Below are 12,219 nucleotides of genomic sequence, written 5' to 3' on the forward strand. Positions count from 1 at the left end.
AGCCGTGCATTCCCCCTTACTCACCGGAGGAAAACATCCACCCGCGCCAAGCGGTTGCTTGGTGTGGTCGATGCTAGCACCGGATTTCCGTGTTGTCTGCACTGTTGTTCCATATTTCAGGACCACAATTCCGAGGGGAGTTCTCACCAATTTTTTGACAACTGTTCCTGAAACCTTTAAGCAAGTTTCGCAATCGTCAAAGTAAATTTCGTTAAGAAACTAATAAACTCGGCTGGGGAGAAAGACATTCACACGAGTGGAATCACTCAACCAGTGTTTCCACCCCACTGCCATCGGCAACAAAACGCCACGCCGCGACCGCAGCCTGGCGGCCGGTTCGCGTAGCCCCAATTGTCGATGCGCCAGCCCCATACCCAGCAACAAAGATCCGCGGGTCATTCACCAGCTGCGTGCGGTGAACCTTCAACCCACCCTCAGGGGTACGCAACCGTAATGGCGCCAAGTGCCGAATCGCAGGACGAAATCCGGTCGCCCACACAATGACATCCACATCGACAGGCCCTCCACTCCACGCAGGCATCAGGTCCCCTGCCTGGTCAGAAGCCACGCCAGCAAATACCACGCCCCGCTCAGTGAGGCGCTTCAGCGGACCACGAGACACCAGAATCCCGGCATCAATGCCCCGCTGATACTCCGGGGTCAGGGGCAACCCTGTGGTCGCAACAACCGGTAACGTCGGCAGCCCTTGCTCCGTGCGCGCCTCCACCGCCCGCTCCACATCACGCCCCCACTCCCGGTCAAACACCCGCCGCCCAAACACCGGGGCACGGCGCGTTGACCAGATTGTCGTCGCACCCGCGTCAGCTAACGGAAGGAGGAACTGCACGGCGCTCGCACCGCCACCCACCACAAGGACACGCTGCCCCACAAAATCTGCCGCATCAGTGAAGTCCCGAGTATGCAACTGCCGATTGTGAAACGATTCACTTCCTGGATAGTACGGCCAATACGGTTGGTCCCAAGTCCCCGTCGCATTAATCACCGCACGCGCATCGTCAACCCGCTTTTCACCCGTCACCGCATGGGCAGAAGTCACCCGCACACGCACACCATCGGGCGCCTCAGCAACCGACTCCACCCGCCACGGGCGAAGCACCGGCAACCCAAACTCCGCCTCATACGCCCCGTAATAGCGAGCCACCACTGACGACGCCGGCTCAGAAGGGTCAGCTGGCGATTGCGGAAAACCCGGCAAGTCATGAATCCCATGTGCCACACCCAACGTGAGCGAAGGCCACCGGTGACGCCAGGCACCACCAGGACCCTCATTCGCATCAAGAATGACAAAATCCTCACCCGGTGCCGCACCCTTACGAAGAAGATTCCACCCGGCAGACAAACCAGCCTGGCCCGCACCAATCACGACAACTTCAACCATGGGTTACATCATCCTCTTCTGCACGCTTCCCAACGACGGCAATCACGCCGCCACCAGTTGCGGCACCTCACCCACCACAGCGCCCGCAGGCTCCACACTATTCCCTGCACACACCACCACATGCACAACAAAGCACAGACACACAAGGAGGGGTGGTGCGGATCACCGCACCACCCCTCATGGACACAAGAACCATCAATCAGTAACCGTGAGCACGATCTCGCACGGTCGCACGCCGCAACGGATCAATGCGGTGCAACAAACCATCCTTCACACCAGCCCACTCCGGTTCCAGAATAGAAAAACTCAAAGAATCACACCGTGACCCATCGGGGGCAAGCCGAAAACCTCGAAGCGTCCCCTCAAAACGAGCGCCCAACCGGGTAATTGCAGAAATAGAACGCGCATTACGAGAATCAGCACGCATTGACACGCGATAAAGACCCCACGTCTCAAACGCAAATCGCATCAACAAAAACTTGCATGCCGGATTGACCACACGCCCCCACAAGGAACGTGCGTAAAACGTTCGCCCAATTTCTGCCCGCCCTTGATCCAACGCGACCCCCGTGAAAGCAGTGGACCCCACCACCTCACCGTTGACCGTATCAATGACAGCAAAAGGCACCACATCGATGGCACTGAGCGCATCTTCGATGTAGTTGGCCATCCCCACTTCGCCAACCGGCGTGGGAGTGCTCATCCCGGCCCACATGTGTGGGTCCACGATGGCCGCAAGCGCACCAACGTGCGCTTGGGATAGGGGTTCCAAACGGAAGCCGTATCCCTCAAGGACAATGTCATGTTGCACAGCGCAATTGGATCATGCCACAGCCCCCGTGGGAAGTCCCATATTCATACGATGACCTGCGGTCTTTCGGCATCAAGACAACACCGGTGTGACAGCGGGGAAACGTTGTGCGACGTCGGTGTGTCATGGGGGTTTCGTGGCAAATTTTTACGCCCGTTTTCTCACTTTTATCCTCCTGTTCGATCGGCTGAGTGAACCCGGGGTGAATTCATGTGCGGCGTGTCTTTCCACCCGCACGTCACGTGTCTCACAGCCACGCTAGGATCAACACATGACACACGGTGGCGCATACATTGACGACGGCGGGTACATCGAAGGCCACACCATCACCAACACTGACTTCAGCAACACCAGCAACGACGCCCTCCGCGTCCTAGACACCACCTTCACCGGTTGCACATTCACCGAGACCACGTGGGCTCGGGCGCACATCTCCGACGCCACATTCACCCGCTGCACCATGCTCGGCTGGACAATCCCCCACTCAGGACTCCATGACGTCACCATCACCGACTGCCGCATCGGCGGGCTCAACGCGGCAGCATCCGCGCTGCGCCGCGTCACCATCCACGGCGGAAAAATCGACTACCTCAACCTCCGTGATGCCACCCTGACCGACATGACACTCCGCGACGTCACAATCGGCGAGCTCGACGTGATGGGTGCAACCCTCACCAACGTCACCGTCACCGGCACACGAATCACCACCCTCATGATGAAAGATGCGCGCTGCACCAACGTGGACCTCCGCGGCGCCGACCTCACCACAGTCACCAACCACGAAGGACTCAGAGGCACAACCATGCGCATCGACCAGTTCATCGACATCGCACCCCAACTGGCCCACATCATGGGCATTACACTGGACTAACAGGAAGCAGGGTATCTGGGATGTCGCATCGGACAATTGCCGCCATCTTGATCGGTGTGACCGCACTCGCAGGGTGCGCTTCTCCCACGCCTGACGGTCCAGCACCACCCGGACAGGACACCACCAACACATCACCGCGTCCAATTCCACCACCTTCTGCACCAAGTAGCGTTCCGGAACCCCACGAAACCGACTACCCCGAGCACTGGGACACGCCGCCGGACTACCCCATCACAGCGGACAAAGACCTCACCGAAGAGGATCTCCTCGCAGCACTGCGAATCTCAGCCACCGCGCAACCACACCCAGATCACTGCACCGCCAATGACGTTCGCGTCACCATACAAGCGCTCGATGCCGCCCTCGGATACCGGCTTGGCTCCATCACCGTCACCAACACCTCAACGACACCCTGCACAGTTCAGGGATATCCAGGGTTTGGTGCACGAGGAGAATGGGGCAACACGTTCCTCCTCGTCGCAGAACAAGACGACCCGCTACACAACCCAGACCCTTCATCAAAACAATCTGACACAACTCAACAACCAGTGATCATTGTGGATCCAGGTGGCTCCGCAAAAGCAAACATGGGGTGGTATGGAGAACTCGCAGGCGCCTACAGCGAACCAATCTCGTTGTTCATCGTCCAATTAGTCGAGGGTGACACCCCCGTCACCCAACCAGTGACATCTCCGTATTCGGACAAGGAACAAGACGCCACCTCCGCGAACGGGCTACCAGCCCCCAACAGCTCGCTAGACATCGGGCTCACAACAAGCGTCGAGGTTGGACCTTTCGCCGTCATCCCGCCACCCAAAGAAGGGAACATCTCAGAGTAACGGCGTGCTCTGCTTGGGACCGTTAGTGCACAGGTTGTTGAGTTGAACATAGGTACGCGCGGAATCACGCCGCGAATATGCGAAGAGCGCTAGATCTTTTTGCAATTACATTAACATAAACTCCAATTGTGTCTTTGGGAAGGAGTAGACCAATAAAAGATCTTGATTGCTATTCCAAATAAATTCGATGACTCATATCCGAATTTGAACGCAACTGTTTTTGTCAACTTTAAATGTACAAAGATACAAATTTTTTTATTTGTACTTACTAATAAAATTATTTACTGTAGCCTTGATTTCCTCTCCATTTCCCTGCATCATGTGCCCACCAGTTTCGAAAATCTTCAAGGTTAGATTTGGAAATCTTTTAGATACTTCCATGGTTTTATTTATATCTATCAGCTTGTCATCCTTTGATTGCAGGATTAATGTGGGCACTTTTAGTGACTCAATTTTATAATCTTCAAAATTGACTGCCATGTCAGGATTTGTAACTTCACTATCTAGTTTAATTCCTAATTTCTTGGCATTGATAGGCAGCATGCTATTAATTATTGATGGATCCATTCCAATAGTTGTCTTGAAAAATGGACTTAAAATAAACATTGCATAATCACCCACCATAAAATCAGGAGGCCCTTGCTTTAAATTTATATTTGAAGGTTTTTCTATTTCTGGAATGGCCGAACAATATAAAATTAGCCCTTTACATCTTTCAGGATAGTCAAGCGCAAATCTGATTGCTACAGTACCTCCCGCAGATGCCCCCATAACAAATACTTTATTTATTTTTAGTTTGTCCAAAAGTTCAATATAAGCTTTTGCTTGCTCTTTTGGCGTGCCATTTCCTAAAACATCACTTTTTAAGTATCCAAACCTTGATGGAGCAATTATACGATTTTTCTTAGAAAAATCGATGACATTTTCAAAAGCTTGGTCAAAACCTCCAAATAGCCCGTGATTTGAAAGTATTATTTCTCCTTGGCCCCTATCTAAATATTCCATTTTTCCATATGATAAATCCACAATCATAGCATTATATTCTTTAAAACGTTTCTTAGATTCCTCTAGAGCTTTCCTTAATCTTATCGCTTGCACAAAACAATACAGCAAAATTAGTATAATTAAAATTGTTAAGATTATTTTTTTCATTTTACACCTCACATCTGTCGCAGAAATCATTCATTATCTGAATCAATTTTTGTAAACTTTGAAATTTACAAAGGGGGAAAATTATGTTAGCACTAATATTTTCTCTCAAATAATAAGGCTTACTCCAAACTACCGATACCTTTTATCGACAGCCTTAGATTCAGCCTAATTTTACAATATTTTATTTATTAGTCTGTCGCAACCTTTGACATCAATACTACCGTCTCAACGTGGTTGGTGTGGGGAAACATGTCGAATAGCCTGGCGCGGGTGGGCTGAAACTGCGGCATGGCGGTGAGGTCTTTCGCGAGTGACCGGGCGTTGCAGCTTGAGTACACAACGGTGTGCGCGTCACTTGCGTTCAACCACTCGGCAAGGTCCACGCCGATCCCTCGCCGTGGCGGGTTAACCACGACAAGATCAGGTCCGCCATCAGCTAGCCGTGCACTATGTCCGGTACTGAACGTCGTGGCATCGAGGGCATCAAATGTCACGTTTGTGAGTGCCCGTTCGGCCGCGCTGGTGCGCGCAGATTCGATCGCTTCTGCACTAATTTCCACCCCGGTAACCCGGTTAGCATGCGGCGCAGCATGCAAAGCGAACCCACCCACCCCGCAGAACAGGTCCCACACGTGCTGTGGGCGCGCATCGGCAATCCACTGCTCCGCTTGACGGTACAAGTGCGCCGCAACGGGGGTGTTGGTTTGGAAAAAACTCTGCGGACGCAGGTAGAGAGGAATGTCGCCCACCCGCATCGTCAAGGAGTTGTCTTTGGTGAGGACAATTTCTCGATCCCCTTCGAGGATCGCTTTGTGTTCAGGTTGCAGGTTGACAGTGACCACCCGCACCTGCGGATTCTCGGCGAGCCAACCGGGAAGGTGCTTGCTGATGCGCGTAACCGGTTCCTGCGAGCGGGCCACGAATCGCACCATGTACTCACTGTCCGGGGATTCGGTGACGAGGACATATTTGAGTTCACCACGCCGGTCAGCAACTCGATACGGTTCTATGCGGGCGGCCATGATGAAGGCCCTCACCGCGTCAAGCACTTCCTGCATGCCCTGCGTGTACAAAGGGCAATCACGCAGGTCAACGCCACCAAAGGACGCATCAAGGATCCCAAGGATCGGGTTGTCTGCTGTGCCAGATACCGCCATTTTCGCTTTGTTGCGAAACCCTGCTTGGGCACTGGCAACGGGAGGGAGCCAGTCAAGATCGGGGTATTCCCCAAGGAGTGCGTGCACGTCAGCGGCTTTTGTGGCGAGTTGACGCTCGTAGGGGATGTCAAGGAGGGCGCACGAACGGCACCTGTGTGCGTCAAAGTGGTGGCACTGCATCTCACTATTGTTCCTCATGAGTTGACGGGTGCCTTGCCGGGCCTTGGCGCATCGGGGTGGTTGGAACCGGTCAGGCTGGTGGCGAGACTGGTAGCGAAGTGGCTGGCGGCTGGTGGGTGAGGGTTCCTCACACTGAACCGGCAGTTATGCCACAGGGACCGGTGAGTTCTCCTTGGGGTGCGTATCGGTTTGTGTGGGGCGGGTGCGCGGGGTCGGGCCGCACCCGGCTGCTACGTCGGCAACAGCTGCAGCAGCGGTTGCAATGAGACCGTCTAACCCGGATCCGGCTGGTGTGGGCCGTGGGTCGTTGTGCACAGCCCAGCAGCCGTTGATGATGTCGTAGGTGGCGTCACTTCCCTGCTCAACCCACTGGGTGACCGCAGCAATAAGGCGTTCCACCTCGTCTACTGTGGTTCCTACCCCAACTGATGCGCGAATCGCCCCGTTCTCAACCCCTAACCGGGTGAGCAGTGGGTGGGCGCAAAAACGCCCGTCTCGCACCCCAATACCGTGTTCTGCTGACAGGTATGCGGCGACAAGCCCTGGGTCGCACTGAGCAACCGTGAAGGAAACCACCCCTACCGGGTCGCAGGAGTCTTCCCACAGCCGCAAGATCCGTACTCCCTCAATGGCCGACAAACCCTCGACAAGCCGCGTGCGCAACACGTTTTCGTGGCGTTCCAGTTCGCCGGCAGGGAGGTTTCCTAACGCCTCGCACGCTGCTGCGAGCGCAACAGCACCGATCACGTTGGGTGATCCTGCTTCGTGTCGGGCGGGGGCTGGCGCCCAGGTGATGGTGGTGAGTGTGACGTTGTGAACCGCGCCTCCCCCTGCGAGGTACGGGTGTCCAGCGTCGAGCCAATCACGTCGACCAACGAGTGCACCTGCGCCAAAGGGCGCGTAGGTTTTGTGGCCGGAGAACACAACGTAGTCTGCGCCGCTGGTGGTGAGGGAGAATCCGCGGTGTGGGACGAGTTGGGCGGCGTCAATGACGATGCGTGCACCTGCTGCGTGGGCGATGTCAACGAGCTCGGTGATGGGTAGTGCTTCACCGGTGACGTTGGAGGCGCCTGTTGCTGCCACGAGTGTGTAGTTGTCGCGGGCTAGTTCGGCGCGTAGTTGGGTGAGGGTTTCACGGATGGTTGTGGCAGCGGTGATGACTGTTGCCCCACCGGATGCGGCTTGCCAGGGCAGGAGGTTCGCGTGGTGTTCGATGTCGAGGACGAGGACTTTCCCGGGGGTCCCGTCAGGGTTGGTGGGGATGCACCCGGCGAGGAGGTTGAGGGAATCGGTGGTGTGCCGGGTGATGATGGTGACGTCGTCTGCGCGGGCGCCCACATGCTGACCGATGCTTGTGCGCGCTGCTTCGTACAGTGCGGTGGATACTTGGGAGAGGTATCCGGCGCCTCGGTGCACGGAGGCGTACAGCGGGAGGACTTGGTTGACCCGTTCTTGGACGGCGACTAGTGCCGGGGCGCTGGCGGCGCAGTCAAGGTTGGCGTATGTGGTTGACCCACCGTTGATGAGGGGAACCCGGGTGTGGGCGCCAACTACGGGAAGGCATGGTGTGTGGTGGTTCATGTGTGTCTCCATGGTGATGGGGACCTCCCTGCCTGCCTGTTCACCCAGCCGCGCCACGGGTGTGGCGTGATGTGCGTGGCGCTTGTGGCGCTCATGGGTGGGATTGTCAGGTGACAGGTCCCGCGCTTGCCCCCGGAGCTGGTTGGCTCGGGGCCTGGTCTTCACCCGGGGCACCCCACCGCAGGTGGAGGGTTGCCGGCCAGCAAACCGGGGTTTTACGCTGGCACTCGTGACCTGACACCAGAGTGTGGGATGTTGGTCTGTGGTGTCAACGCCACACCACACACGTCTCACATTTTGAAAAGGGTGTCTCATTTTTTGCGGTCATCGGTCATGATCGTTGAGTACAACCATCCAGAGCGGTCGAGTGACTTGGCACCGTGACACCGCAGCAACCCCCCGACACGTCATCCGGGTGAGGGTGCTAACGCCAGAACGATGGAGGACAGCATGACATATGCAGGCGACCTAACCCCGCAAGAAGCGTTTGACCTTGCCGCACAGAACCCCGACGCCGTGTTCGTGGACGTCCGCACGGTAGGGGAATGGCAAACCATTGGGGTCCCCGACCTCACCAGCATCAACCACGACGTTCACTACATCGAATGGGTCACCGCGTTCGGACCCAACAACCAGTTCCTCACCCAACTCGCCAACACCGGGGTCACCCCGGGCGATGGCCGACCCATCATCTTCCTGTGCCGCTCTGGGAACCGCTCCATTGGCGCAGCTACGGCCGCCACCGTTGCCGGGTACGGCCCCGCCTACAATGTCCTTGAAGGATTCGAAGGCGACACCGACGACTACGGCAACCGCACCGTCAACGGGTGGAAACTGCGCGGCCTGCCCACCACCACCTTCACCGAAGGCGAGTAACCCCGTGTCCCGCACCCTACGCCCCGCTACCCTTGCCGTGCGGGGCGGGCAAACCCGTACCGCCTTCGACGAAACCTCTGAACCTCTCTTCCTCACCCAGGGATACGTGTACTCCACTGCTCAGGAAGCAGAAGCTGCCTTTAACGGCGACATCGATCGGTTCATCTACTCACGGTACGGAAACCCCACCGTCCACACCTTCGAAGAGCGCCTGCGCCTCATGGAAGGCGCTGACGCCTGCTACGCCACCGCCACCGGCATGTCCGCCGTGTTCACAGCACTCGCCGCCGTGGTGAAATCCGGGTCGCGCATCGTTGCCGCGCGCGCCTTGTTCGGCTCATCCCTGGTGATCTTTGACGACATCTTCGCCAAGTGGGGCATCCGCACCGACTATGTTGACGGCCACGTTCTATCCCAATGGGAAGAAGCCCTCGCCACCCCAGCTGACGTGGTGTTTTTTGAAACACCATCCAACCCCATGCAAGACATCATCGACGTCGCAGCCGTGGCACGTCTTGCCCACGATGCGGGCGCCCTCGTCATTGTCGACAACGTCTTTGCCACCCCTGTCATGCAACGCCCCCTTGAACTCGGGGCTGACGTGGTCGTGTACTCCGCGACCAAGCACATTGACGGGCAAGGCCGTGTCCTCGGCGGCGCAATCCTTGGCTCTACCGACTACATTTCTGGGCCAGTACAAACAATGATCCGCAACACCGGCCCCTCCCTCTCCCCCTTTAACGCTTGGGTGCTCCTCAAAGGACTCGAAACCCTCCCTGTGCGGGTCGCCGCCCAAAACGCCGGCGCCCTCACGATCGCACAAACACTAGAGACCACCCCCGGAATCATCAACGTGCGCTACCCCTACCTGCCCAGCCACCCCCAGCACGAGTTAGCGCGCACGCAACAAACCGGCGGTGGAACTGTCGTCACATTCGACCTAGACATCCCGCAAGGAACAACACCTGAGCAGCAAAAACACCATGCTTTTGCGTTCTTGAACGCGTTAACCATTGTGGACATTTCCAACAACCTTGGTGACGCGAAAACTCTTGCCACCCACCCTGCCACAACAACCCACCGCAAACTCGGGGTCGAAGGGCGAGCCAAAGTGGGCATGTCGGAAACAACGATCCGCCTGTCCGTCGGCCTCGAAGACGTCCGCGACATCCTCGACGACATCACCCAAGCCCTCGTCACCGCGCAACGCACCGAGTAAGACCAGCACATTCTATTTGTCCAACTGCTAAACTATTGCGGGTAAGCAACGACGCTTAAGGACCCACAATGTCTCTGGACACCACCGCCCACACTGCCACCTCTCCCCACCCCGCATGGCTCCCGCCAACAACCCTGGCACGCCTCGGCGACCTCACCACCACCCTCGACATCCCGCCACACCTTGCCGACCACCCCGTGATCACCACCCTGCGCAGCGAAATCACCCACGCAGCACACAACGCAACCACCACGGAGCACCCGGGGCGCGCATCGGCAACCACCACCACATCACGCACCCTCACCCTGCGGCTCACACCCCCCACAGGCGCCACCAACCAACCCGCATCAACACAGTTCCTCGGTGACCCCCACGATGACGCCTACACACTCACCACCACACCCGACACCATCACCGTCACCGGACGCACCCCCAACGCACTGCTCTACGGTTACTTCGCCCTCCTCCGCCACGACCTCACCACACTGCCCCCCACCAGTAAGCACACCCCCGCCACCGCGATCCGCATGCTCGACCACTGGGACAACCTCAGTGTTCACCCCGTGATGGGACAGATCGAACGCGGATACGCTGGCGACTCCATCTTCTACACCAACGGCGCGGTCCGCGAGAACCTCACCCGCGTCGCCGACTACGCGCGCCTCCTGGCGTCACTGGGCATCAACCACGTCGCCATCAACAACGTCAACGTGGAACGTGACGCAGCCCGCCTCCTCACCGACAACATCAACGACGTGGCCCGCATCGCCGCGATCTTCCGGAACTGGGGCATCCGCACCCACCTGTCCGTGAGTTTCGGTTCTCCCATGTCCCTGGGCGGCCTGACCAGCAACGACCCACTAGACCCACAAGTGCGCCAATGGTGGGCCGACACTTTCACCGCCGTCTACTCTGTCATCCCCGACTTCGGTGGCATCGTCATCAAAGCAGACTCCGAAGGACAACCCGGCCCCTTCGCCTACGGTCGCACCCACGCTGACGGCGCCAACATGCTCGCCGAGGCGCTCGCGCCACACCACGGAATCGTCCACTGGCGGGCCTTCGTCTACAACCACACCCAGGACTGGCGCGACCGCACCACTGACCGTGCCCGCGCAGCCTACGAACACTTCGCCCCACACGACGGCACCTTCGCCGACAACGCCATCGTCCAAATCAAGTTTGGCCCCATGGACTTCCAAGCCCGCGAACCCATCTCCCCCACATTCGCGGCCATGCCCCACACCAACTTGTCCCTCGAATTCCAAGTCACCCAGGAATACACCGGGCAACAACGGCACATCTGCTACCTCGGAACCCAGTGGTCGGAGATCATGCGGTTCACCTTCTGGCCAACCAGCAACCCCCACACCACCCTCGCTGACATTCCTGTGTCCTTCACCGCCGTCTCCAACGTGGGAATGAGCGCCTACTGGACTGGTCACCCCCTCGCCCAAGCGAACCTGTACGCCTACGGGCGGCTCACCTGGGATCCCACAGCAGACCCCGGTGACATTCTCACCGAATGGCTCACCCTCACCTTCCCCCACACCCCAGCAGCCACGCGCACAACACTGCACCACATCATGGCGTCGTCTTGGGACACCTACGAAAAATACACCGCCCCCCTGGGGGTCGGTTTTATGGTCTCCCCCGGTGCAGCACACTACGGCCCCCACATCGACGGGTACGAATATTCCCCCTGGGGCACCTACCACTTCGCGGACCGTGACGGTGTGGGTGTGGACCGCACCCGAACCGGCACCCGCTTTGTGGACCAGTACCCGCCCGAACTCGCTGACCAGTACAACAACCTCGACACCTGCCCGGACGAACTGGTGTTGTTCTTCCACCATGTTCCTTACACCCACGTTCTCCACTCCGGGAAAACGGTGATCCAACACATCTACGACACCCACTTTGAGGGAGTCGACAAGGTTCTTGACTACCAACGCACCTGGGACAACCTCCGTGACACGATCCCCACCGCGGTGTTCGAGGAAGTAAGCACCCGCCTGACCGAGCAAGTCCGCTGCGCACACGAATGGCGCGACCAGATGTGCACCTACTTCTTCCGAAAGTCAGGGATCCCCGACACCCACGGACGCACCATTTACTAACCATTCCTCACCAC

General features: G+C 57.6%; 10 protein-coding genes and 2 riboswitches. Of the genes, 5 read left to right on the forward strand and 5 right to left on the reverse strand.

The window, feature by feature from the left end; genetic code table 11:
• Positions 1-262: 262 nt before the first annotated feature.
• Together JDEN_RS11950 and JDEN_RS11955 are read right to left on the reverse strand one after the other, a co-directional pair.
• The gene (locus JDEN_RS11950; RefSeq protein WP_015772629.1) at positions 263-1,399 is read right to left on the reverse strand and encodes an NAD(P)-binding domain-containing protein; all 1,137 of its coding nucleotides are present in this window, start codon (positions 1,397-1,399) and stop codon (positions 263-265) included.
• A 199-nt stretch (positions 1,400-1,598) separates the two neighbouring features.
• Positions 1,599-2,210, reverse strand: a complete 612-nt coding sequence (locus JDEN_RS11955; RefSeq protein ID WP_015772630.1) for a GNAT family N-acetyltransferase — start codon at positions 2,208-2,210, stop codon at positions 1,599-1,601.
• 271 nt (positions 2,211-2,481) lie between these two features.
• On the opposite strand from JDEN_RS11955, the gene JDEN_RS11960 reads away from it, so the two are divergent.
• Both JDEN_RS11960 and JDEN_RS11965 read left to right on the forward strand, forming a co-directional pair.
• Entirely contained in the window at positions 2,482-3,081 is a 600-nt protein-coding gene (locus JDEN_RS11960; RefSeq protein WP_015772631.1) for a pentapeptide repeat-containing protein, read from the forward strand.
• A gap of 20 nt (positions 3,082-3,101) precedes the next feature.
• Positions 3,102-3,920 carry a DUF4232 domain-containing protein gene (locus JDEN_RS11965; protein WP_015772632.1) on the forward strand — a complete coding sequence of 273 codons (819 nt, stop codon included), beginning with the start codon at positions 3,102-3,104 and terminating at the stop codon, positions 3,918-3,920.
• A 255-nt stretch (positions 3,921-4,175) separates the two neighbouring features.
• Here the strand turns inward: JDEN_RS11965 and JDEN_RS11970 are convergent, their stop codons facing one another.
• The 3 genes from JDEN_RS11970 to JDEN_RS11980 form a co-directional block, all read right to left on the reverse strand.
• On the reverse strand, positions 4,176-5,072 hold the full coding sequence (locus tag JDEN_RS11970; protein WP_015772633.1) for an alpha/beta fold hydrolase: 897 nt from the start codon (positions 5,070-5,072) through the stop codon (positions 4,176-4,178).
• 188 nt (positions 5,073-5,260) lie between these two features.
• Positions 5,261-6,409, reverse strand: a complete 1,149-nt coding sequence (gene rlmC, locus JDEN_RS11975) for a 23S rRNA (uracil(747)-C(5))-methyltransferase RlmC (protein WP_015772634.1) — start codon at positions 6,407-6,409, stop codon at positions 5,261-5,263.
• A gap of 144 nt (positions 6,410-6,553) precedes the next feature.
• A complete protein-coding gene (locus tag JDEN_RS11980) occupies positions 6,554-7,990 on the reverse strand; it encodes an aminotransferase class V-fold PLP-dependent enzyme (protein WP_015772635.1) in 1,437 nt (478 codons plus the stop codon).
• Positions 7,991-8,107: 117 nt separating this feature from the next.
• Positions 8,108-8,225: riboswitch (SAM riboswitch) on the reverse strand.
• A gap of 112 nt (positions 8,226-8,337) precedes the next feature.
• Positions 8,338-8,435, forward strand: a riboswitch (SAM riboswitch).
• A gap of 5 nt (positions 8,436-8,440) precedes the next feature.
• Here JDEN_RS11980 and JDEN_RS11985 point away from each other — a divergent pair.
• The 3 genes from JDEN_RS11985 to JDEN_RS11995 all read left to right on the forward strand — a co-directional run bounded on the left by JDEN_RS11985 (position 8,441) and on the right by JDEN_RS11995 (position 12,205).
• Positions 8,441-8,866, forward strand: coding sequence for a rhodanese-like domain-containing protein (locus tag JDEN_RS11985; protein WP_015772636.1), 426 nt, complete (start codon positions 8,441-8,443; stop codon positions 8,864-8,866).
• A gap of 4 nt (positions 8,867-8,870) precedes the next feature.
• Positions 8,871-10,085 carry an O-succinylhomoserine sulfhydrylase gene (locus tag JDEN_RS11990; protein WP_015772637.1) on the forward strand — a complete coding sequence of 405 codons (1,215 nt, stop codon included), beginning with the start codon at positions 8,871-8,873 and terminating at the stop codon, positions 10,083-10,085.
• Positions 10,086-10,153: 68 nt separating this feature from the next.
• Complete coding sequence (locus tag JDEN_RS11995) at positions 10,154-12,205, forward strand: alpha-glucuronidase (RefSeq protein WP_015772638.1); 2,052 nt, start codon at positions 10,154-10,156, stop codon at positions 12,203-12,205.
• Positions 12,206-12,219: the final 14 nt, after the last annotated feature.

This window comes from Jonesia denitrificans DSM 20603 (assembly GCF_000024065.1).
Taxonomy (GTDB): Bacteria; Actinomycetota; Actinomycetes; order Actinomycetales; family Cellulomonadaceae; genus Jonesia; species Jonesia denitrificans.

What these genes read in the sequence shown, in the direction of transcription:
- JDEN_RS11950 (WP_015772629.1), bottom strand. Translation starts at nt 1,399, where the DNA reads ATGGTTGAAGTTGTCGTGATTGGTGCGGGCCAGGCTGGTTTGTCTGCC.
- JDEN_RS11960 (WP_015772631.1), top strand. Translation starts at nt 2,482, where the DNA reads ATGACACACGGTGGCGCATACATTGACGACGGCGGGTACATCGAAGGC.
- JDEN_RS11965 (WP_015772632.1), top strand. Translation starts at nt 3,102, where the DNA reads ATGTCGCATCGGACAATTGCCGCCATCTTGATCGGTGTGACCGCACTC.
- JDEN_RS11970 (WP_015772633.1), bottom strand. Translation starts at nt 5,072, where the DNA reads ATGAAAAAAATAATCTTAACAATTTTAATTATACTAATTTTGCTGTAT.
- rlmC (WP_015772634.1), bottom strand. Translation starts at nt 6,409, where the DNA reads ATGCAGTGCCACCACTTTGACGCACACAGGTGCCGTTCGTGCGCCCTC.
- JDEN_RS11980 (WP_015772635.1), bottom strand. Translation starts at nt 7,990, where the DNA reads ATGAACCACCACACACCATGCCTTCCCGTAGTTGGCGCCCACACCCGG.
- JDEN_RS11985 (WP_015772636.1), top strand. Translation starts at nt 8,441, where the DNA reads ATGACATATGCAGGCGACCTAACCCCGCAAGAAGCGTTTGACCTTGCC.
- JDEN_RS11995 (WP_015772638.1), top strand. Translation starts at nt 10,154, where the DNA reads ATGTCTCTGGACACCACCGCCCACACTGCCACCTCTCCCCACCCCGCA.